Raw genomic sequence first — 23,058 nt, 5'->3', positions numbered from 1 at the left:
AAGATTGTCATGAGATTTAGAGGGAGGCGTTTCTATGAAAATCGTTATTGTGGATGATCATCCTTTAGTTAGAAGAGGGCTGGCATCTGTCATTTCAATGCAGCCAGGTGTGCAATTCGCTGGTGAAGCCACGAATGGTCAAGAAGCATTTGATGTGATTGAAGCGACAAAGCCAGATATTGTTCTCATTGATCTTAAGCTTGTTAATGAATCGGGCTTGGATATCATTAAGACAGCACGTGCTCGCGGCATGGTTAGTAAGTTCATTCTGTTGACTTCCTCTGCGAGCAGAGAGGATTTTTTGAGGGCTGAAGAAGTACTAGTAGATGGATATGTCCTAAAAGAGGCACTGCCGGAGGAGTTACTCTTTGCTATCCAATTGGTGCATAAAGGGAGAAAGTACTATGATCCTGGTCTAATGGAAGAAAAGATGCGTATTAGCGGCAGCAGTCCGACGGATGAATTAACACCGAAAGAGAAGGAAGTACTGATTGAACTTGGACAAGGTGCTTGCAACAGAACGATTGCTACACGTCTATATATCAGTGAATTTACGGTGAAGAAGCATGTCAGCCAGATTTTAGCGAAGCTGCAGGTTAATGATCGGACACAGGCAGCATTGTACGCAAACGCGATAGGGCTAACGAAATATGAAATGTGTTATGAGTAAAAATATAACATTAGCATTAAATACGAGGAGGTGTCTCAGTAGCAGTTCATAGCTCTTGGGACACCTCCTGAATTTTTCTTTTTTTGTATGCAATGTATTTAGGAAGCGGCTATTTTTTGGCGGATTTGGGTAATCGCTTCTCTTGTTACCACTTCTCCGGCGGCTATGTAATCGTCCGCATCCTTAAAGCTGATTTGATTGAAGCCAAGATCGGGACGCAAGATTACATCCGCTAATTGCAGCTCTTCCTTTATCAGTTTTGCGCTCATGATGTCAATCGTATTCATTAAGGAATCTATTAGATGTCTGGCTGCTCCCTTCGTGAAGGATTCAGGGCAAACGTTAACTGCTATCACAATATCAGCTCCCATGCTTCTTACTAGCGCAGCTGGCACAGGATGAACAATGGCTCCATCGGCTAAGTGCTTTCCTTGATAGTTGACAGGTCGCATGGCTACGGGAACGGCTGTACTTGCGGCAATGGCATGTGCAAGCGAACCCGTTCTCATGATATGAGCCTCACCGGTGGAGACGTCTGAAGCTATCGCGCCAAAGGGTATAGGCAGCTCCTCAATTAGACGCTTACCGACATGCTTTTCGATAAAGCTGATAATGGGCGCGTTATGAACAAGGGACCGCATAGGGAAGGTTGGACGCACCAGTTGTCCCCAACTGATCGTAGAAAGAACCTTCATACATTCTTTTACAGACATTCCGGCTGCATAGGCTCCTCCGACCATAGATCCAACGCTTGTTCCTGCGATCATGTCTATGGGAATGCCCTCCTGCTCCAGAATGTTTAACACCCCAAGGTGAGCCATGCCTCTGGCTGCGCCGCTTCCTAACGCCAGACCAATAACTGGGCGGTCTCCTACTTTTCGGACTCGGCCGAAGCGGAGATGGTGACTGTAGATCATACGTCCTTCGCTACGAATATAGGCTTCTCTCACGATATTTCGTAATTCCTCTACATTATTGTCGAGGTAAGGGAACAGGGACAGCATGCTCAGGGCATCTTGAGAGAGGATTTCTTGCGCCTTGCCCGCTCCTTCTTTTTCTAGAAAGTATTGCGCAAGCAGCGGTATATCTTCAGTTCGCTCACGAAGAGGAGGCACAGGCAAGACCGCTAAGTGGGAAACAATCTTCAAGGGACAAGTGCTAGTCAGGATGATTCGAATCTGTGCAGCTGCCTCCAGCAGCTGTAGTAGCTTCTCAGAAGGACAGGATTCTGCTTCCTCGATGACAATGGTTCCTCCTTTTGCCGCAATAACCTTGGTCTCCCAATCAACAAGGCTCATGTCTGCTACATTTAACACCAGTAGCGGGTATTGACCGTTCGTTGCTCGGTAATGAAGTGCTCTTGCTACATTTACCTTCCCTGTACCGGATTCACCTATCACGACAACATGGACCCGCTCCGTCGATAGATGTTCAATCGATCTGAGTAGTGTGCGCATTTCGGCACTTTCTCCGATCAGTTCACCATAGCGCTCTTGTTCCTCGGATTCATGAAGCTTCATGATGATCTGACTTTTCGAATGCTCCTCCAGTACACGTTCGTTGGAATTTTGGATTCTCTTGATCATGGATTCGATGATCTGGCTACGGAACTCGCGATTTTTGTCCATTAACAGCAGCATGCCACTTCTGGATACGGATATTACATGAACGTTATCGATCGCTTCTACATGTGCACTGATGGGGTCTCCGGTAAGACAGGACATTTCCCCGAAGAACTGGCCTTTCGAGAGTATAGCCAATTCTACCTTTATTTCCGTACTAATAAATACTTGTACCTGACCGGATACCAAAATATAAACCCGCTGGCTGACCTCGCCCTTTTGCATGATAAGCTTGCCGGGTTCATAATGCTCTTCTTGCATTTCTGGAGCTAACTGCTGTAATTCTTCATCGGACAGGTGCTCAAGCATAGGGTAGTCTATGTAGGAAAGATGCAATTTGAATCCTCCCTATGTGGGGATGATTGAGTATTTTTTCCTATATTATCACAATGGGATTTTATAGATGTCATATGACAAAATAGATGACAAAGTTAATTACAACATAGGATTCTATGGCGAGATCAGATGATATAATGAGTATAATTGCTTTGCGAGATTGCTTATTCTGTCTACCTAATTGTAACTAGGGAGTGCTGTTCATGTTTGAGTTGCAAGGATACCAAACTTTAGATCTGATAGAGACTACCTCAGATATCAGGCTGTACAGACTCCTACGTCAAGAAGATGGCCTTAGGGTTATTGCCAAGACAACTACAGGCGAGTACCCGGGATCTACTATGGTTGATGCTTTTCGTCATGAGTATGACATGCTTAAGCGACTTAGCGGTCGTGGAGCAATCGAGGCATATAGCCTGGAAATCACGCCGGATCGGCCAGTCCTTCTCCTAAAAGATATAGAGGGGAGTACGCTGGATCAGATACTGCGTACACCTGATTCACTGGAGCTTCCAGTGCTGCTTCGGATCGCCATAGCTGTTGCTGATTGCCTTATGCAAATTCATCGTGAAAAAATAACACTAAATGAACTGACCCCCGCTCATCTAATCGTCAATCCAATTACTTTTGAAGTGAAATTTATTGATATACGAATGTGCTCCACTGAAAATGATACCAGTCCATTGTCACCTTTAAGCGGGCGGCCGGATGCCTTGCTTCCTTATATATCGCCAGAGCAAACGGGTCGAACTGGGTTGAACCCGGACTATCGTTCTGACTTTTATTCGCTTGGAGTCATTATGTATGAATGTCTTTCAGGCAGTCGCCCCTTTGAGCTTCATGATGTTGTTGATATTGTATATCGTCATCTTGCAGATACACCTGAGCCTTTACATCGCAGGTTTCCCGCTATCCCTCTATCTATCTCTGACATTGTTGCTAAATGCATGGAGAAGATGCCTGATGCGAGATATGCCAGCGCCTTTGGAATCAAGTCGGATCTTGAGGAATGTCTAACCCACCTACAACAATACGGGTACATCGAGCCCTTCCTATTAGGAAGCTGGGATATTCCAGAACGCTGGATGGTATCGGAACGATTCTACGGAAGACATTTTGAGAAACTAAGCTTACGAGAAGCACTGAAACGAGCATCACAAGGTGCAGTAAAGACGGTCTGGCTTAGTGGCGAGAGTGGTATCGGCAAAACAACCTTTCTAAAAGAAACGCTTAGAAATTCGATTTCTTTGGATGGTTTTTTCGCCAGAGGCAAATTCGAATCTCTACATACCTCACTCCCTTATGGCATCTGGCATCAAGTTATAGAAGAATTGGTCAGTCAACTGCTGATGGAAACGAAGCTGCAGGTGGAGGTTTGGAAGCTGCGTATTTTACAAGCAGTGGACAGTTACGGGCAATTATTGATCGAACTTGTCCCTAAGCTTGAGCTCTTGATTGGCCCCCAACCTTCCGTGCCTCCGTTGCCGCCGCTGGAAGCTCAGCATCGATTTCAATTAATTATGAGCCGATTTATTCAACTCTTTCCCCATGAAGATCATCCTTTGATCTTGATATTGGACAATCTGCAATGGGCGGATGAAACATCGCTGCAATATCTCACTTCGCTTATAGAGGACACGGCCACGAGTCATCTGCTAATCGTTCTTTCCTATCGTGATCGGGAAATCACGAGGCTGCACCCACTCAGTAGGCTGGAAAAGCATTTGATAGACCGCAACGTAGTGATGAGTAGAATATCTCTACAAGCGCTTGAACTCACCGATTTAAAACAACTGCTACTGGATGTTATGCGTTACGAGGCTGCTGACTTGGACGAGTTAGCGCGGGTACTTCTGCATAAGACAGATGGGAATCCACTATTTATTAAGCAATTCCTTCAGGATTTGATTGATGATCAGCGAGTGGAATTTGACGAGGATCTTCGAAGCTGGAAATGGGACCTCCAGCGCATTACTGAATTGAATGTTCCTGATAATGCAGCAGCCTATCTTTCAAGTAAGTTACAGCAATTTCCTGATCAGACGGTGTATGCACTTAGTAGAGCTGCATTACTGGGCAGCATATTTGATGTGGGTACGCTTGCCGAAATTACGGAGATTCCGGTAGAGACATTGACCGAAGCGTTGGAAATCGCTGTAAATGGACGTGTGCTACAACCTGTTAACGGGGAGGAATATACGCATTTTAAATTCCAGCACAACCGCATTCATCGGGCGGCTTATGCTCTTGTTCCCGAAGAGGTGCGCCCAGAGCTACATTGGAGGATTGGCATGCTATTGCTAGGCCGCAGCTCTCTTAGTGAAGGAACGATTCTATTTGAAGCGGTCCATCATTTCAATCAGGCGCTTACATGGATAGATCGCCCCGAACAGAGGCTTCAACTGGTAGAGCTGAACTTACAGGCAGGGATAAAAGCGAAGCAAACGACTGCACATGAGACAGCCTTACAATATATGCTTCAGGCAACAGCGATACTAGAGGTACAGAGCTGGGAGGAGCATTATGGGCTAACCTTCCGGGTATTTCGTGAGAGGGCCGAGCTCGAATACTTATGTTCACATTTTGATAAGGCTAATGAATTATTTCATCTGTTAATCCATAAAGCTGCGACAAATACGGATAAGGCTTATATCTACGCGATGAAGGTTCAATTGGAAGCAAGTAATGATAATCATGAAGAGGTTATCTCCTTAGGTCGGCATACATTATCGCTATTGAAAGTGAGCCATCAATTTGATCCTAGCTATGTTCAATTGACGCTTCAATGGTTAAGATTGCGGCGCAGACTACAGAAGGTTTCACTCGAATCGCTTAATCTTTTACCGCCGATGACCGACGAGGCTCGTAGAGTCGCAATGACCACTTTAGATCATACGAGCAATGCCTGCTTCTATGTCAACCGAGATGGGTGGCTCGCTTCTTCCTTCACCATGATTGAATTGACGCTCGATTATGGGATGACTCCGGAGGCTTCCATTGGATTCATAGGCTATGCAATGTTTCAATACTATTACTTCCGTAATGATGAAGAAACATTTAAATGGGCCATGCTGGCGTGCAGCTTATCGGAACCCTATCCGAAAGTGCATATGACAACCTTAGCTGCGTTCGCAATGTGCTACGATAGCTGGCGGCATTATGATCCAACTATGCTCCGTATGTTTACCGAGAAAGCAGGTAAAGTGGGACTGGAATCAGGTGACTTATGGAAGGGCAACCAGAGTGTGCTAATCAACTGTGCCTCCCTTTTGCAATTTGGCCATCCGTTAGGCGATATCTATGATCGGTTAATTGCTCATTCCGGTGATTTGCTGCGCCATAACAACAGTCTTCATTGTAAGCAGGCTATCATAGCTGCTGCTACTCTAGTTCGATTGACAGGTTATCGCTCTCTAGATGATCCATTTAACATCGCAGAGATTAGCGAACCTGATTTTGCACAGTCGGTTCATGGAGATACCTTTAATTTTATACAAGAAATGGTCTGGATACACAGATATTTGACAGGTTATGTATTTGGGGAGTACCGCGAAGCCAGTGAGGCATTAGCGAAATCAGCTGCCATTATAAAATCACGTGAAGATGGCTTAGACAGTCCTATGCAGACCGTGTATGAATGTTTAGTCTGGGCTCAGTTGTATGAGGAATATAACGCTGAAGAGCAACGTGTATACCGGGTAAAAATGCACAGTCGGCTGAAGAAAATGAAAAAGCTTGCTAAGCGTTGCCCGGAAAATTATGAGCATAAATATTTGTTGATGAAGGCTGAGCTGACTCGCCTATCGCGGGATCCACGACAAGCTGAAGCCTTGTATGAGCAGTCTATTGAGGCTGCTCGTATCAATGGCCATATTCACGATTTAGCGATGGCGGCGGAATGCTACGGCAAATATGGACTTCGTCATGGCAAATTACATCTAGCAAGAATCTATATGACTGAGGCCTACGAGGCTTATCTGCAATGGGGCGCAAAGGCTAAAGCGGCTGACCTTGAGCAGCAGCATAGCCATTTGCTGCATATTAAACGGGAGCCCGGGCTCGATCGAGTCGATTCCCTTTCTGTAGTTATGTCTGCTCAAGCTTTATCGGGCGAGATGGAGATGAGTCGATTATTGGCCACGCTGATGCGGATCATGCTCCACAATGCTGGGGCCGAATATGGGGCAGTTATTTTTGATCATGATGGCAAATGGATGGTTGAAGCTTATGGTACCTCAGAAGCTCAGCATATCGAATCTGTTCCTCTCGGGGAAGAGTCAGATCTTGTTCCGGCAGCGATTATAGCCTATGCAGCAAGAACACAGGAGCAGGTTGTATTACATGATGCGCTCAGTGAGGGGATATTTACGCGTAACGTTTACGTTAGGAAGAATAGACTGAAATCGGTTCTTTGTCTTCCTATCATGAATCAGAATAAATTGGTTTGCTTGCTCTATTTGGAGAATAACCTATCCCCGGGTGTATTTACGCCAAGTAGACTCGATGTGCTCAAGCTGCTTGGTTCACAATGCGCAATTTCAATCGCTAACGCCAAGCTGTATTCGGGAATCCAATATCTTAAAAAAAATCTAGAGGACCAAGTTGTAGAAAGAACTCGTAGTCTGGAGCGTTCGATGCGAGAAACATCTGCGGCTTTGGCCGAAGCTACCGTCTTTGAAGAACGCAATCGTATTGCCCAAGAGATTCATGATATTGTTGGGCATACACTTACATCGACGATTCTGCAGATTGAAGCTGGCAAGCGGCTGCTTCAGAAAAAAGATATAGATAGTGGTTTTCAGCGACTGGTTGAAGCACAGGATCTTGTTCGGCATAGCTTGAATGAAATCCGCGGCTCTGTCCATATGCTGAAGGAGGACAAGTATTCGGACCTCACGGTCATGTTGAAGCAACTGATACGCGATACTGAACGTAATGCGGGCGTTGTCGTCCATGCCATTATTTATGATCTGCCGGAGGCCATGTCAACAGCCTATAAAAAGGCCATCTATCATGCTTTGCAGGAGGGCCTAACGAACGGAATCAGACACGGTAAGAGTACGGAGTTTCATTTTAGTCTGGAGTCTGTCGGAGCAAATTTACAGTTTAGGCTCAAAGATCGTGGGTCAGGAGATAGTCATATAGTGATGGGTTTTGGACTCAGGACGATGAAAGAACGGGTGGAGCAACTGGGAGGTAGCTTATCCATCGATTCAGAAATGAATGAGGGCTGTCTACTGGAAATCGATCTGCCAATGCGAAGGGTTGGGAATAGAAAATGAGTAAGATAAAGATTGTAATTGCCGATGATCAATTGTTGACGCGTGAAGGACTTCGTACCATTCTGGATCTGGAGGATGATATGGAAGTGGTTGGCGCTGCCAAGAACGGGGAAGAGGCCTGCGAGATGGTGGAAGCATTCCAACCCGATCTGGTACTGCTTGATGTTCAAATGCCGATCATGAATGGGATCAGTGCACTAAAACGAATCAAGCAGATTCGTCCGGATATATTCATTCTGATTTTAACCACTTTTATAGAGACCGATTATATTGTTGAGGGTATGGCATTTGGAGCAAGCGGCTATATGCTGAAGGATATGGATGCTGATAAAATGATTTCTTCGATCCGTGATACGATATCCGGGCAATTTATTCTGCCAGCTCCGGTAGCAGCCAAATTGGCAACCAGGATGAATAGATTGACGGAGGAGTACGAACATTGGCAAAGATCCAATGTAGATCGTATGAGTCTGACAGAACGGGAAGAGGAGCTGGCGCAGCTCATTATCCGGGGACTTAACAATCGCGAAATTGCCGATACACTACATATTGCGGAGGGGACAGCCCGTAACTATATTAGTAATCTTTATAGCAAATTAGAGGTGGTTGACCGGGCTCAAGCGATTGTGCGCCTTCAAGCTATTATGTAACCATAGTTGATGCTAACGAATTACTGTAGGGGCCAAGTAATCAAACATTGGAAAATTTCTCAGTACTCCAAATGTAACGGTTAGGATCAACATCACAGCCATAATTCCATGGCTAAGTGGTTGGATACGTTTCTTTTCAGTAATTAAGTACAACATATACAGAGGCGCTAGAATAAATAGCAACGGGTTAAATCTAAACGCCTGAATGAAGTCGAACTTTAACAAGGATAGAATAACTCTTGTGACTCCACATCCCGGACAATAAAATCCAGTCCATTCATGAAATAGACAAGGTATACCTAGATTGGTTAAAGGCATCCATACAGTGAAATACAGTAAGCCAAGGAGACTTAAGGACACACTCCAAAATAGTTTAGGGTGTGTCCTTCTATGAATCGTAAAATTATACCAATTTGTTAACATCAGATTGCACCAAAGCGTATGTGACAATACCAAAACTAAAGATTGTGAGGATCACGTACAGAGCTGAATTATCGGATACGAGATAGCCGCGTTGTCTTTGAGCTTCTGCAACATGTTTACCGATCTGGTAGGCCCAAACCAGGCTCCATATCCCGCAAGTAATCAATGTTAGAAGAAAATGCTTTCCTCCTGTGAATGTGTAGTCTCCACTTAGCTTTCCTACGTCATTTGTTAGAACAATAAACCAAAATATTCCGTATATTCCACATGTAATTAATGACAGTATAATGGAAAATGCGACACTCCTTTGACTAATCATTGTTCACTCTCCTATGTATTTATATGAAAATTTTACATTATTATCATAGACAATTGTGAAAATATATACAAGATAATATTTAGTAGTTTGTTTTTTAAGAAACGTGGAACAAGCTTACTATCTGGATATAGTGGATTCCTTCATGAATATGAAATATACTTTTAAAGATTAGCCGCAAGACAGCTAGAATTTGAACTACGATTGGAGAAAATGAAACAATGTCTAATTTACCGAACTGCCCGAAATGTAATTCTGAGTACACTTATGAAGATGGAAGTCTACTAGTCTGCCCGGAATGTGCACACGAGTGGACATTAGAATCAGAGTCTGAGAATAGTGAAGATCAAAAGGTTATCAAAGATGCCAATGGCAATGTATTAAACGACGGCGACTCAGTAACTGTAATCAAAGACCTTAAGGTAAAAGGAAGCTCATCTGTTCTGAAGATAGGTACCAAAGTCAAAAACATCCGTTTAGTGGACGGAGATCATGATATTGATTGCAAAATTGATGGGTTTGGAGCTATGAAATTAAAATCCGAATTTGTTAAAAAGATATAAAGAAAAGAATCAGCTTACCTTCGATAGAAGTAGGGCTGATTCTTTCTTTTTTTAGGTAATATTTAAAAGCGTGTCATCTTATGATTTCAACAATTTGGTTTCGTCCTGCATTTTTGGCTTGATATAAAGCTTTGTCCACAGATTCGAATAAATCATTTAGTTGATTGGTCGGGCTTTCTGCATACTGCTCTGCAAAATTATTAATGGACAGTAGTCCCATGCTTACAGTGATGGATACAGAATGAGCAACCTCATCCACATGTACTTTATTGGCCTCTATCATGAATTTTATATGTTCTGCCCAGAGGTTTGCTTGTGTGTGATTCGTATTTGGTAAATAGACGATAAACTCTTCCCCGCCATAGCGTGCCAGAATATCCGTCTCCCTTAGCGATTGCTTAATGACCTCTACCGTGCTGCAAATTACAACATCGCCCACTAAATGGCCGTAATTGTCATTCACCGTTTTGAAAAAGTCGATATCCAGTAGAATGATGGCAAAAGGCTGCTTCAATATCATATTTTCTATGATCTCTTGTTCTAAGTACTGTGTTAAGTAATGACGGTTATAACAACCTGTTAAGCTGTCGGTTATAGCCATTTGCTTGAGTTTTTGGTTGGTCTGAGAAAGCTCATTCTGGATTGCAATTAATGCCAGATTACGCTCTTGCAGGATCTCGTTCTGCTGATTAGTCTCAGCAATGAGGCGATGCAGCTCGCTTCTATCCTGAAAGGTGAGAATCCGTCCAACCATGATCTCGCCTACGACAATGGGTTCCGCTGTAATATTGATGTATGCTTGGAGCGAGGTGTAGAATACTTCAACTTCGGTTCTCTCCATGGGCTGTTTAAGATATGTATGTTGAAACAATCGGAAAGCGCTGGCAGTCTGCTCCAGGGGTGTTAGCGCCGATAAGTCGAAGCGATCACCGATCTGTAGGTTGATTTTTGGCAAAAGCGATCGATTGATCTCTACCACAGTCTCGTTATCATCCAGTACAAGAATACCTAGTGTGAGTGTGTCAATGATATCCTGATGAGCGATGGTTACGAGATCAAATATTTTATCGCGATGGATGGCAATGACGAAAAAGATGGCAGAGATTAGTATCCCCAGAGAGGTCATCCCCGGAATCACCGGCTGAGATTTAAACAGTACCACATTAAGAAAGACATCCAGTAATACAAATACAGTCAGCACCAGCACACCTTTGAGTACATGAGTAACCTGCTTTTTGATCCGCTGTGTGGCGTTCGATATAAGCGCTGAATAGATGATATACAGAGAAATAATAATGGTGCAGATCAAGAAAAGAATAAACAGCCAAAAAAGCGGACCATAAGATCTTTCAACATATCCACCATGCATTGGCAGTACAAAGCTTTGCTTTGGATTGACGATCACTCCTATTAAGATCAATGCTGCGACAATGTATAGGATCAGCGTTTTCTTTTTTCGGAGGAGATATGATTTTCCAGTGAGAAATATCGTAAAAAGAAGCCATCCAATCGTTAACAGTATCGAGTCAATAAAAGCTAGCTTCACATAAAACAATTGAACATCGGGATCCGCTGTAGTTTTGAGAGCAAATTGACAGAAGGGCCATAACATCATCGTGAAATGGAAAGTCAAGTAAACCTTATGTAAGTTAGTGATTGTTACAGTAACAAATATGTAGATGAATAGAACGAAAAGAACGAAGAATAATGATAAGTCAATCCATGTCATGACATTCAATTCGGTAACACCTTCTTATATAAAAAAATAGGTTCATCTTTATTCATTTAAGCTCGAAACCTTCTCCCACTCGGTTAGCAGCTCTTTTACGCTCTGTGCGGACTGTGGCTTACTGAACAAGTAACCTTGAATTTTATCGCAGCCTTGCTCCTGCAGGTAATCGAGTTGTACAGTTCGCTCCACACCTTCTGCAATAACACACATATTCATGCGTTTACCAATCATAATAATTTGTTCGACAAGAACGGCTTGATGTGTCCCTGTTCGAATGGAATCAATGAAGGACTTGTCTATTTTTAAAGTCGAGATCGGCATATGAGTAAGATAGCTTAAGGAGGAATAACCGGTACCAAAGTCATCCAAGGCAATTTTGATGTTGTGAGCTCTGAGTTCAGTCAGTTTACTGCTCACATATTCGTAAGATTCAACCAGAACACTCTCTGTAATCTCCAGCTCTAAGTATTCAGGATCTAGTCCGGAGGCTTGCAAGGTGTCTAGAACTAACTCATTGAAGTCGCTTTGCAGTAGCTGCAGCATTGAAATATTAACAGACATCGTCAGATGTGATAATCCTTGCTCATGAAGGCTTTTTAAAAAGGCACAGGCTGTTCTGAGCACCCACGCCCCGAGAGGAATAATGAGGTGGGAATCTTCTGCTATTTTGATAAACTTATCCGGAGGGACCATGCCTAGTATAGGGTTGTTCCAGCGCATAAGAGCTTCTAGTCCCGTCACCCTGTTCTGAGTCAGATCAATCTGGGGTTGATAGAATACCTCTAGCTCATTTTTTTCTAAAGCATTATACAACTGCTTCTCAATGTTCATTCGCTCAGTAAAGGTATCATTGAGCGGTTGATCAAAGACAATAATTTGACCCTTGCCAGCGTCTTTGGCTTTATACATAGCGATGTCTGCGCATTTAAGGAGTTCCATAATATTACTTCCATGTTCGGGGTGAGCACTGATTCCGATGCTTAGGCTAACATGTAGCAGACTGTCATCCATCTCAATCGCATCTTTAAAACCGGCAATAATGTGAGAGGCTACACTAGTTATACACTGACTGTTCTCAATAGAATATAAAAGAACGATGAACTCATCCCCGGCGAAACGATACACTTCCCCACTACTCCCAACCAGGGACACCAATCTCTCACTAACCTTAACAATTAGCCGGTCACCAAATTCATGGCCCATCGTATCATTTACATATTTGAAGTAATCAATGTCGATGAACATTAAGGCTGCAATGTTATTCAATTCCAAGATGTGAGGCCCATTCTCATAAAAAGCTAATTTGTTGGGCAAGCCGGTTAATAGATCATGATACGCCAGGTAATGCATCCTTTCTTCATTCATGGCTAGCTTCTCTTGATTCTCAATGAGCTGATCATATTGCTGTCTGAGTTCTTCTTCCGTAGCTGTGATTTCCTCATAGGCGGCCTCTAGATTTTCGTGGGCGCTCACCCTATCCCTATAGGCAAGATCCAGTTTCTTTTCGATCCTTTTAATCCGTTTCAGAGTACCTAGAATTAATGCAAAGATAAGCAAAGCTGTTATGAGGATAAAGAACCAGCCTTTAATTATATTAATAAGTCTTATCCACTCCGGATCTCGCGTAAAAGTGGAAACGGCCTTATCTGTTAAAGGGATCCATAAGCACCCAACAATAAAATATATTACGGCGATTTTTAAGGAACCCCGAACAGGATTGAAGGTTTGTTTGGATATGGAATTTTTGTGTTTATTTCTTTGAAGCATATGTCCCTCCTATATCAAGCATGAGATGCATGAGAGCTACTTGTTTTAGATCATTTCAACATATTTCATCAAAATCCTCTATTTGTCAGTGATGTTCTGCAAATTTTAAGAATGAGTTTTTGGACAAGCTGGAGCTAGGCATTAATACCTAGCTCTGCTTGAACGTAACTTGTGTTATAATCAAACAAACAACTCGAAGAGAAAATTATAGTTAAGGGGGAATCGTAAGTGGAAATAGGTATCAGTACGTTCGTAGAAACAACGCCGGATGTTCAATCGGGGGAGTTAATAAGTCATGCACAGCGATTGCGCGAGGTAGTAGAGGAGATTGTTCTTGCAGATAAGGTGGGCTTAGATATATTCGGTGTGGGTGAGCATCATCGAAAGGATTATGCCGCATCTTCTCCAGCAGTTTTGCTGGCTGCGGCTGCCTCACAGACGACACGAATTCGGCTGACCAGTGCGGTAACCGTACTGTCCTCTGCTGATCCAGTACGTGTATTTCAGGATTTTGCAACACTTGACGGAATCTCAAATGGACGGGCAGAAATCATGGCAGGGCGGGGTTCTTTTATCGAATCTTTCCCGCTCTTTGGATACGATTTAAATGACTACGATGAGTTATTCGATGAGAAGCTGGACCTGTTGTTAAAAATAACGGCATCCGAAAAAGTAACCTGGAGTGGAAATCACCGACCAGCGATTAATAATCTGGGGATTTATCCGCGCCCCGTTCAGAATCCTTTGCCCGTATGGATTGGCAGTGGAGGCAATACGGAATCTGTGATTCGCGCTGGCCTGCTCGGGCTACCACTTGTGCTCGCGATTATTGGCGGAAGTCCGTTGCAATTTGCTCCACTGGTGAAGCTCTATAAGAAAGCGGCGGCCCAAGCAGGACATGATGTGTCGAAGCTTCCGGTTGCCTCACACTCGCACGGCTTTATTGCAGAGGATAATCAGCTTGCGGCCGATATGTTCTTTCCCTCTACGCAGGCTAGCATGAATGTGATTGGTCGTGAGCGTGGCTGGGGTCATTATAGTCGTGCGAGCTTTGATGCGGCACGTAGATTTGAAGGTGCCTTGTATGTAGGAGATCCAGACACTGTTGCTGAGAAGATTATTCACCTACGCAAACACGTAGGAATTACACGCTTTATGCTGCATGTACCGCTAGGTACGATGCCTCATAAGGATGTAATGAGAGCCATTGAGCTATTGGGTACTGAAGTAGCGCCAATTGTTCGAGCTGAGATATCGAGATGGGAAGCAGAGGTCGAAGCAAAATAGGATTGACCCTTTCTGGATTAATCAGTATAATCTTACCAATTTATTGAGGTTGTACTGATTGGAGGAGGGGACTGAAGTGGCGGATCGAATCATAGCGGATAGACTTGAGGGATTAGGTATTGTCCTACCTAGTGCTAGTGAACCGGCGGCAAAATATGCTAACTACGTTATTGTTAATGGATTATGTTTTGTATCGGGAAAAGGACCTGCCGGGCATCCCAAAGGCAAGCTGGGACAAGACTTTACCACCGAAGAAGGCTATCATTTTGCACGTCAGACTGGTATAGAGATCCTTGCCGTCCTTGAGTCTGCTTTAGGCTCCTTGGATAAAGTGAAGAGAGTGGTCAAAATTCAAGGATTTGTGAATGCAGATCCCTTATTCGAAGAGCATCATAAAGTGCTCAATGGCTGTTCGGATTTAATGCTGGAGGTATTCGGGGACAAGGGCAGTCATGCTCGTTCGGTATTGGGCGCTGTTTCTGTAAGGGATAATCTTCCGATCATTATCGATTCTATTTTTGAAGTGGATTAAAAAGAGGGCTGTGGCACCGAAGGGTGACCGCAGTCCTCTTTTTTATATGGTTTGACCTGTAGCTAGACAGCAACCCCAATAATTGTAACAGAACTAATTACCCTTTTTTTAGTAATAATAATTGAACATATTAATCAACGAGGTGACGACATCATGAGGATTCATAAGAAAGCCACACTACTTGTACTACTTACATCTATACTCTATACAGCTCCAGCCCATGCGGCGGTGATGCCTCAGAATCAGGTTACAGGCGTTTTTCTGGATGATCGGCAGCTTGTATTAGAGGTTCAGCCCTTGCTCATAAACGGTACAACGCTTATTCCCATGCGCAAGCTGTTTGAAGAACAGGGAGCAAAGATTTCATGGAACAACGATACCAAAACAGTGAAGGCCACTAAGGGAACGCTGGTGCTGACTTATCAAATAGGAGATTTAACCGCGAACAAAAATGGACAAGCCTTAAGCTTAACCGTTCCGGGTCAGGTTGTCGGTGGTAATACGATGATGCCGCTGCGTTTTGTCAGCGAGGCTCTAGGCAGCACTGTGAAGTGGGAGGCTAACACTCGGACCGTCCGCATCTATTCAGCGCTGAATTACGATACAACGATTCGTTATGGGGTTAACCTGCGCAGTTCGCCGAATTCATCGGATCAATCAGGTGTCCAGCAAATGTTGTCCGTAGGCGATAAAGTCCATATCGTTAGAGAAGTGGATGCTTTGTGGTTAGAAGTGCGAACGCAAGACAACAAGACGGGGTACATATCTGCTAAACCGAAATATAGCGATTATACTAGTGAGTCGCTCGCTGAGAAGCAGGGAAGTGCGTTGCTTGCTTACGGAGAAAAGTATCTGGGAACCCCTTATGAATTCGGTGCAGCGACGAACCAGACGTCTACCTTTGACTGTTCTTCTTTCGTAGCACATTTATTAGAGAACGTGTTGTCGGTGGATCTGCCACGCGCCTCTTATAATCAAGCCAAAGAAGGGAAGGAAGTTGGGATCAACGAACTGCGTAAAGGAGACCTACTGTTCTTTAGTGCACGTGGTCTCGACATTGGTCATGTTGCCATGTATGCGGGAAATAATCAGATATTGCATACGTATTCTAAGGAGCAAGGCGTCCATTATGAAGCCCTGAGTGAGAAATGGAAGAAGCGTTTTGTGACGGCCCGTAGAATGTTTTAGATTGGGTAGCGATTAGGCTATAATGATCACGATGAAGAAGCATCCGAATACATTTGGGGGATGAAGCATAGTGACTAAAACCATCGTAGAAAAGCTGAACTTACAAAAATACAACCAAGTAGCGATATTGAGTAAACCAAAAGGCTCCGATTATTTAGCGGAATTGACGGATTATGATACTTCGCTAAATGGGGCGTATGATCTTATATTTGCCTTTGTACTAGACATGGCGTCGTTACAGGAACTAGTGAACCGTGTGATTGAGCAACAGCATCTTCATAAGAATGGCTATCTCTTTGTGGCGTATCCTAAAAAGGGAAACAAAGTGTATCCGACCTTTATTCATCGTGACGACTTACTAGAGGGTCTGGGCAGTGATGAGAATGGCTACATCGGAACAAGCAATATTAAATTTGCACGCATGGTAGGTTTGGATGATGTCTTTACAGTTGTGGGGTTGAAAGAGGACGCTAAGGGGAAAGGGCAGCTTTCCAATACCCCAAGTCAATCTGTGGATGACTATATTTCTTTCATTCCAAATGTGGAAGAAGATCTGAAAGATACACCGGAGCTTCTAGCCATCTATCAATCGCTTACCCCGGGATACCGCAAAGACTGGGCTCGATATGTCTATAGTGCCAAACAAGAGGCAACAAGAGCTAAGCGTAAAGAGGAAATGAAGATGATTCTACAGGCTGGTTATAAGAGCCGTGAGCTGTATCGGCAAGCCAGTAGTACTGAACTCTAACTAGACCTTTCTTCATCAAAAAGATTATTTAAAGACATAAAGACGGTAAATAATATTACAACAGTTCTATTTATTCATCATAGATTTCAGCAAAACCACTTCATCCTAGGAGTGGTTTTTAAGTTTGGGGTATAATGGATGTAGATCATATAGCACAAACCTACAGGGGTGAAATATAGATGAAGCGCATTACGATTTTAATTGCGGATGATGAGGCGGAGATTGCGGATCTGGTGGCTTTGCATTTGCAAAAAGAAGGGTATCATATCATTAAAGTATCCGATGGGCGGGCAGCGGTGCAAGCTATTGAGTCCCAAACGATAGATTTGGCGATTCTGGATATTATGATGCCAGGGCTGGATGGCTATGAGGTAACCCGTCACATTCGGGAGCAGCATCATCTGCCGATTATTTTTTTAAGCGCGAAGACTTCTGATCTGGACAAGATCACGGGACTTGTCATGGGCGCAGATGATTATATGACCAAACCGTTCAATCCAATGGAGTTAGTCGCTCGCGTTAATTCTCAACTTCGGCGCTCTATACAATTCAGTCAGCCCGCAGCTGTTCTTAAGTCGGTCCTTGAAGTTGGTGGGTTGACGATTTCACCAGATGAACATACCGTCACTCTTTACGGCGAGGTAATAGACCTAACTCCGAAAGAGTTTGATATTCTGCATTTATTGGCGAGCCATCCTAAGCAGGTGTTTAGCGCGGAGAGTATCTTCCAGCAGGTATGGGGAGAAGCTTATTATGAGAGTGGCAACACGGTCATGGTGCATATCCGTACCTTGCGCAAAAAGCTCGGTGAAGACATCAATAAGAACAAATTTATTAAGACAATCTGGGGTGTAGGATATACCTTTACTGGGTAAGGCCGCTGAGTTCTTATACATTTTAAGAAAAACTTTATAATTGTCCTGCTTTTCTTTAAAGTGTCTTCGTTATTCTATTCCTATCAAGCATAAACGTCTTAAGGAAATGGAGGACATTACGGATGAAAAAGTGGGTTTTTTTGGTGATCGTTGTGTTATTTCTTGGTTACGCAGCCGCTCGTTATTTACCGGATACGGGTAATTTAGCTGATAAGAATGATAAGATCCAGAAGGGATCGATTAGAGATAGCGATAGTTTAAAGGTGGTTACGCAAGATCAGGTATATCAAGGGGATTTATTGCTGGTGAACAAACAATATCCGGTACATGAGGACAGTGTGAAGTCTGATATTGTGACCTTATTTGATCAGAAGGATCTGGTTCAGGGCTATGGATTACTAGATACCTCGATTCGGTTGTCTGAAAGTGTGGCACATGAATTCAATAAGATGATCAAGGCCGCTGAGAAGGATGGCGTGAATCATTTTTTAATTAGCAGTGGGTACAGGGACTTTGAGGAGCAAGAGCAATTGTATGAGGAAAAAGGTTCAGACTATGCTCTTCCAGCGCAATATAGCGAACATAATTTAGGATTATCGCTGGACATCGGATCGTCTCAATCGGAAATGAGCAAAGCACCTGAAGGTAAATGGCTGGAAAAGAATGCGTGGAAATACGGCTTTATTCTACGCTATCCGAAAGACAAAACGGAGATTACGGGGATTAAATATGAACCTTGGCACTTCCGTTATGTCGGCTTGCCGCACAGTGCGATCATTCAGGAGAAGGGGATCGTGCTGGAACAATATTTAGATCTTTTGAAGGAAAATAGTGAAATTTCAACGGTTGTAGACGGCAAAACATATACGGTGAACTATTATCCAGTATCAGGATATACAAGTATTAAGATTCCAAAGGAAGGGCAATATAAAACGTCGGGCGATAATATGGATGGCGTAATTGTCACTACATTTTGATGAGTACGAAGCCTAAGAGCGAGTCTACTATGACATTATTGCTGGCAGCCGTATTTATTGTCTATATGTATTTTTTGATCCGAATTATCGTATTTAAAGGCGCACCTTTTAGCTTGCAATCACTTTGGGAACAGGCAGGGCGTATGCTCGAGCATCCCGACAGAATTTTTAAGCGACAGGGCAACTATGTACCCTTTAAAGAGATCTCGCGGGGGATAGAGCATCTGTCACTTTCAGATCCTTTTTCATCACTTAATTTAGTGGGCAATCTTCTTGCGTTTATTCCGTTTGGAGTCTTTGTTCCAATGCTGTTGTCGCAAAAAGTAAGGTTATTTCAAAAGGTCTTCATGCTCTCTTTTGCGCTGAGTCTGAGCTTTGAAGTTACACAATTAGTATTGTATATCGGCACCTTTGACGTGGATGATCTGATCTTAAACACTTGCGGTGGGGTAGTCGGTTACGCCATATATAGAATGCTGGTTTCTTCTGGATTGTTTACAACTATATCGAAGCGGTGTTAGTATTTGTGGATGGTAGATATAGACAGAGGATAGAAGGGGCATGGTATGAAAAAGCGTATTTCGGATATTGTTTCCATCATTGTAGGAGCATTGCTGTTTTCCTTGGCCGTTAACTTGTTTGTGATTCCGAACGAGTTCGGTGAAGGCGGGGTAACGGGACTGACTATGATTACATACTATTTGTATCAGTGGTCACCAGGTATTGTTAGCTTAATTCTTAATGCTTTATTATTGATTGTGGGTTATAAATTTCTGGACAAAACGACGACAGTATACACGATTATTGCGGTGTTTTTTAACTCGTTATTCCTGATTCTTACGAAGAATTGGCATATCGCCAGCGATGAGTTGATCATCAATGCAATATTTGGAGGCATCTTGTCTGGTGTGGGTATCGGAATGATCATACGTGTGGGTGGAACGACCGCAGGGTCAACCATTATCGCCAGAATCCTGCATAAATTTTTGGATTGGAACGTTAGCTACGCTCTTCTCCTAGTCGATTTAGTTGTGGTATTTGCTTCGTATTTCATCATTGGTGTTCAAAGTCTAATGTTTACGATTGTGATGCTCTATGTAGCGACTAAGGTGATGGACTTCATTATTGAGGGAGTGAATCCTAAGAAGGCTGTTACGATTGTATCCAAGGAGCAGGACAAAATTGCTGAACAAGTTAATGGAATCATGGATAGAGGGGTCACAGTCATTTATGGCCGAGGGTATTATACTAAAGAACCCAAAGAGCTGCTCTATATTGTCATTAGCAAACAGGAAGTAACCATGCTTAAGAAAATCGTAAGATCGATTGATAAAGAGGCTTTTATCGCCATTCACGATGTAAGAGATGTGTTCGGAGAAGGCTTTGTGGAGCTGGCAAAATAAGAGTGAAAGTGCTGTCCGGTAGCTACCTGAGCTGCTTGGGCGGCTTTTTTTTGGATTGGGCATTCGAATGTGATGGATATCATTGCATTTTCTGTTTGTTCACATTTTATTAAATTTTAAAGTGATTCAGCGCACACTCGCTCATTTGCAGCTTCTATATGCTTTTTATAGAGGCATTATCTAATTGCAGGAGAGAGGGTATTCATATGTTAGATCAACAAACGATTGCTATTATAAAATCAACAGTTCCTGTATTACAGGTTCATGGAACAACCATTACTACGACGTTCTATGGCATGTTATTTGAAAACCATCCAGAGCTATTAAATATATTTAATCATGCCAATCAGCGGCAAGGCAGACAGCAGACAGCGCTTGCTAACGCAGTCCTAGCAGCAGCTATGAATATTGATCAACTAGGGAATATCTTACCGGTGGTAAAGCAGATTGCAGAGAAGCATCGAGCACTAGGTGTATTACCTGAGCATTATCCGATCGTGGGTGAGACGTTGTTAGCTGCGATTGGACAAGTACTTGGCGATGCGGCAACACCGGAAATTATAGATGCATGGGCCAAAGCCTATGGTGTAATCGCAGATGCTTTCATTGGTGTGGAAGCAGAAAAGTATCGTGAAGCTGCGGAAGCTCCGGGGGGCTGGAGTGGATTCAGAAACTTTGTCGTCACTCGGAAGGTTAGTGAAAGTGAGCTTATTACTTCCTTTTACCTGTCTCCTGAGGATGGAGGGGCGATCTCTTCTTATTTCCCGGGTCAGTACATCACGGTTCGTATTCAGCCCGAGGGGGAAGAATATTCCCATATTCGCCACTACAGTTTGTCCAGTGCCCCGGGACAGGCGTATTACCGTATCACTGTTAAACGGGAAGGTGAAGGGATAGACAGACCTGCGGGCGTCGTATCCACTTATCTGCATGATTTCGTCCAAGTGGGCTCTATATTAGAAGTGGGCTCTCCAGCGGGCGATTTCGTACTGGATCAGCGTAGTGACACTCCGGTGGTTCTAATCAGTGGGGGTGTGGGCTTAACCCCAATGGTAAGTATGCTGGAGACAATAATTGCTGCACAGCCAGAACGCGAGGTAACTTATATTCATGCAGCCATCAATGGAAGTTTGCATGCTATGAAAGATAGGGTGGCAGATTTAGCACAATCTCATTCTTCTCTTCGGTCCTATGTATGTTATGAATCTCCAGGAGAAGGCGACAAGTACAATAGATCTGGTTATATTGATCTTTCTTGGCTTCAAGAAATAGCAGATGTGAACTCTGAATTCTATTTCTGTGGGCCGACCCCATTTATGAAGGTCATATATAAGGCGCTCAAGGAATGGCGGGTACCTGATGACAGAATTCATTTTGAATTTTTTGGACCTGCCGGCATTCTAGAAGAATAATATAGATAACAAAAAGCGCCTTAGCCGATTGGCTGAAGCGCTTTTTGTTTTGCGTTAGTGTTTATTTGAAAGAAGCAAATGGATCGGTGCCTTTAGGCAGTATTGAGCTGAAATTAAAGGTGTAGGTAGGAATTCCAGCTGCATAAGGTGCGATTTCATATTGTTGATAGAAGATAGCTAAGCCACTTTCACTGACGTAGAAGGCTGGTTTATCTGTGAGTCCACCAGTTGACTCCGGAAAAGCAATATCCTTGGTGCTTTCCTTCAACATTTTATCTAGTTTTTGTTTGTAATTTGGTTCTGCCTTTAGCAGGTCTTTAAGCTCTATCTTCTTACCATCCTTCAGCGAGAAGGTATGTCCCTCGCGCATGGTACCGCCGTGTGCTCCACCGCTGTAACCATATTGATCGACTACAATACTAAGTACGCCTTCACGGTTAAAGGTGACAACATAAGTTTGAGAGTAGTCATATTTATTCTCTATTGTACCATCTCTGCGGCTAGCCTCTTTTTCGCTTTCTGATGCGAATAGTTCAGCCTCTTTTTTGAAGGCAGCATTAATCGTGTTTTGTACTTCATCTGTCAGACCGCTGATCTTTGGATATTGTACTTTAATACTAGCATTCTTATTGCTCTTGTCTAAGGTAACAGAGGTGATCTTGATGTCATTCATCACCTTTTTGCTAAGTTCAAGCGATTTCTGGGCTGGATTATATACGCCTTGAACACCTAAATAATCATTTAACAGTTTGAAAGGAACATATAAGCGGTCGTTGATCATCTTCACTTCATGATTTCCGGTCATGCTATAAATGTAATATCCGTTCAAATCGGTACTGACGCCATAGTCAGAGACCTCCATGTTAAGCTTCACCGAGTCACTACTTACACTGTAAGTCTTTGTGGTTGAATTGTATTGAATAGCAAGGCCGAAGGCATCACGCAATACAGTTAAAGGGATCATCGTATTTCCGTCTACGATTTTTCCTTGCTGCGTTAAGACTTGGCCTTTATATTTAAGCACCACAGAAGGCTGCTGAACGGCTTGTGTGACTGTTTTTGTACCAGTAGTTGCAGCTAGAACAGAATTCCCTCCGATGAGTCCAGTACCTCCAAGTAATACTCCAGCTGCTAATACAGCAGACGTCCATTTCACAGTTTTGTTCATGATTTAATTTCTCCTCTCCAATGATGGGCTTATGTAGTTCATTATGATTTTTGATGTTATCTATCACTCCTACAATTATACCTAGGCCCCAAATAGATTTGATTACA

General features: G+C 43.3%; 19 protein-coding genes. 13 read left to right on the top strand and 6 right to left on the bottom strand.

Features of this window, described 5'->3' with window-relative positions; all coding sequences use genetic code 11:
• Positions 1 to 34: 34 nt before the first annotated feature.
• The gene (locus H70737_RS28775) at positions 35 to 670 is read left to right on the top strand and encodes a response regulator (RefSeq protein WP_042192860.1); all 636 of its coding nucleotides are present in this window, start codon (positions 35 to 37) and stop codon (positions 668 to 670) included.
• 98 nt (positions 671 to 768) lie between these two features.
• On the opposite strand, the gene H70737_RS30070 is transcribed toward H70737_RS28775, so the two are convergent.
• Positions 769 to 2,628 (bottom strand): patatin-like phospholipase family protein, encoded by a 1,860-nt coding sequence (locus H70737_RS30070; protein ID WP_052404460.1) that lies wholly within the window; start codon positions 2,626 to 2,628, stop codon positions 769 to 771.
• A 203-nt stretch (positions 2,629 to 2,831) separates the two neighbouring features.
• On the opposite strand from H70737_RS30070, the gene H70737_RS28765 reads away from it, so the two are divergent.
• Both H70737_RS28765 and H70737_RS28760 read left to right on the top strand, forming a co-directional pair.
• Positions 2,832 to 7,910 carry an AAA family ATPase gene (locus H70737_RS28765; RefSeq protein ID WP_042192858.1) on the top strand — a complete coding sequence of 1,693 codons (5,079 nt, stop codon included), beginning with the start codon at positions 2,832 to 2,834 and terminating at the stop codon, positions 7,908 to 7,910.
• Entirely contained in the window at positions 7,907 to 8,560 is a 654-nt protein-coding gene (locus H70737_RS28760; protein ID WP_042192856.1) for a response regulator, read from the top strand. The genes H70737_RS28765 and H70737_RS28760 overlap by 4 nt, the downstream gene beginning before the upstream one ends.
• Before the next feature lie 12 nt (positions 8,561 to 8,572).
• Here the strand turns inward: H70737_RS28760 and H70737_RS28755 are convergent, their stop codons facing one another.
• Positions 8,573 to 8,878 carry a DUF2752 domain-containing protein gene (locus H70737_RS28755; protein WP_231573520.1) on the bottom strand — a complete coding sequence of 102 codons (306 nt, stop codon included), beginning with the start codon at positions 8,876 to 8,878 and terminating at the stop codon, positions 8,573 to 8,575.
• An 85-nt stretch (positions 8,879 to 8,963) separates the two neighbouring features.
• Positions 8,964 to 9,302 (bottom strand): DUF4234 domain-containing protein, encoded by a 339-nt coding sequence (locus H70737_RS28750; protein WP_052404459.1) that lies wholly within the window; start codon positions 9,300 to 9,302, stop codon positions 8,964 to 8,966.
• Positions 9,303 to 9,520: 218 nt separating this feature from the next.
• Here H70737_RS28750 and H70737_RS28745 point away from each other — a divergent pair, with 218 nt between their 5' ends.
• Positions 9,521 to 9,862, top strand: coding sequence for a zinc ribbon domain-containing protein YjdM (locus H70737_RS28745; RefSeq protein WP_042131582.1), 342 nt, complete (start codon positions 9,521 to 9,523; stop codon positions 9,860 to 9,862).
• A gap of 73 nt (positions 9,863 to 9,935) precedes the next feature.
• On the opposite strand, the gene H70737_RS28740 is transcribed toward H70737_RS28745, so the two are convergent.
• Together H70737_RS28740 and H70737_RS28735 are read right to left on the bottom strand one after the other, a co-directional pair.
• On the bottom strand, positions 9,936 to 11,591 hold the full coding sequence (locus H70737_RS28740; protein WP_081951316.1) for a histidine kinase N-terminal 7TM domain-containing diguanylate cyclase: 1,656 nt from the start codon (positions 11,589 to 11,591) through the stop codon (positions 9,936 to 9,938).
• Positions 11,592 to 11,639: 48 nt separating this feature from the next.
• Positions 11,640 to 13,361 (bottom strand): putative bifunctional diguanylate cyclase/phosphodiesterase, encoded by a 1,722-nt coding sequence (locus H70737_RS28735; RefSeq protein WP_052404458.1) that lies wholly within the window; start codon positions 13,359 to 13,361, stop codon positions 11,640 to 11,642.
• Positions 13,362 to 13,589: 228 nt separating this feature from the next.
• Here H70737_RS28735 and H70737_RS28730 point away from each other — a divergent pair, with 228 nt between their 5' ends.
• From H70737_RS28730 to hmpA, 9 genes are all read left to right on the top strand, one after another.
• Entirely contained in the window at positions 13,590 to 14,648 is a 1,059-nt protein-coding gene (locus H70737_RS28730) for an LLM class flavin-dependent oxidoreductase (RefSeq protein WP_042192850.1), read from the top strand.
• A gap of 76 nt (positions 14,649 to 14,724) precedes the next feature.
• Entirely contained in the window at positions 14,725 to 15,180 is a 456-nt protein-coding gene (locus H70737_RS28725; RefSeq protein WP_231573361.1) for a RidA family protein, read from the top strand.
• A 153-nt stretch (positions 15,181 to 15,333) separates the two neighbouring features.
• Positions 15,334 to 16,368, top strand: coding sequence for a C40 family peptidase (locus H70737_RS28720; protein WP_042192848.1), 1,035 nt, complete (start codon positions 15,334 to 15,336; stop codon positions 16,366 to 16,368).
• Positions 16,369 to 16,435: 67 nt separating this feature from the next.
• Positions 16,436 to 17,116 carry a YdeI/OmpD-associated family protein gene (locus tag H70737_RS28715; RefSeq protein ID WP_231573519.1) on the top strand — a complete coding sequence of 227 codons (681 nt, stop codon included), beginning with the start codon at positions 16,436 to 16,438 and terminating at the stop codon, positions 17,114 to 17,116.
• Between the two features lie 179 nt (positions 17,117 to 17,295).
• The gene (locus tag H70737_RS28710) at positions 17,296 to 17,991 is read left to right on the top strand and encodes a response regulator transcription factor (RefSeq protein ID WP_042192843.1); all 696 of its coding nucleotides are present in this window, start codon (positions 17,296 to 17,298) and stop codon (positions 17,989 to 17,991) included.
• Between the two features lie 122 nt (positions 17,992 to 18,113).
• Positions 18,114 to 18,968, top strand: coding sequence for a D-Ala-D-Ala carboxypeptidase VanY (locus tag H70737_RS28705; protein WP_042192841.1), 855 nt, complete (start codon positions 18,114 to 18,116; stop codon positions 18,966 to 18,968).
• 29 nt (positions 18,969 to 18,997) lie between these two features.
• Positions 18,998 to 19,489 (top strand): VanZ family protein, encoded by a 492-nt coding sequence (locus tag H70737_RS28700; RefSeq protein WP_052404457.1) that lies wholly within the window; start codon positions 18,998 to 19,000, stop codon positions 19,487 to 19,489.
• A 45-nt stretch (positions 19,490 to 19,534) separates the two neighbouring features.
• Positions 19,535 to 20,371, top strand: coding sequence for a YitT family protein (locus H70737_RS28695; protein WP_042192837.1), 837 nt, complete (start codon positions 19,535 to 19,537; stop codon positions 20,369 to 20,371).
• A 206-nt stretch (positions 20,372 to 20,577) separates the two neighbouring features.
• Entirely contained in the window at positions 20,578 to 21,783 is a 1,206-nt protein-coding gene (gene hmpA / locus H70737_RS28690; RefSeq protein WP_042192835.1) for an NO-inducible flavohemoprotein, read from the top strand.
• Between the two features lie 61 nt (positions 21,784 to 21,844).
• On the opposite strand, the gene H70737_RS28685 is transcribed toward hmpA, so the two are convergent.
• Positions 21,845 to 22,951, bottom strand: coding sequence for a PdaC/SigV domain-containing protein (locus H70737_RS28685; RefSeq protein WP_042192833.1), 1,107 nt, complete (start codon positions 22,949 to 22,951; stop codon positions 21,845 to 21,847).
• Positions 22,952 to 23,058: the final 107 nt, after the last annotated feature.

It is taken from the genome of Paenibacillus sp. FSL H7-0737 (assembly GCF_000758545.1).
GTDB lineage: Bacteria > Bacillota > Bacilli > Paenibacillales > Paenibacillaceae > Paenibacillus_AQ.
The sequence above is the reverse complement of the archived record's forward strand: the minus strand, read 5'-3'. Positions and strand labels throughout refer to the sequence as shown.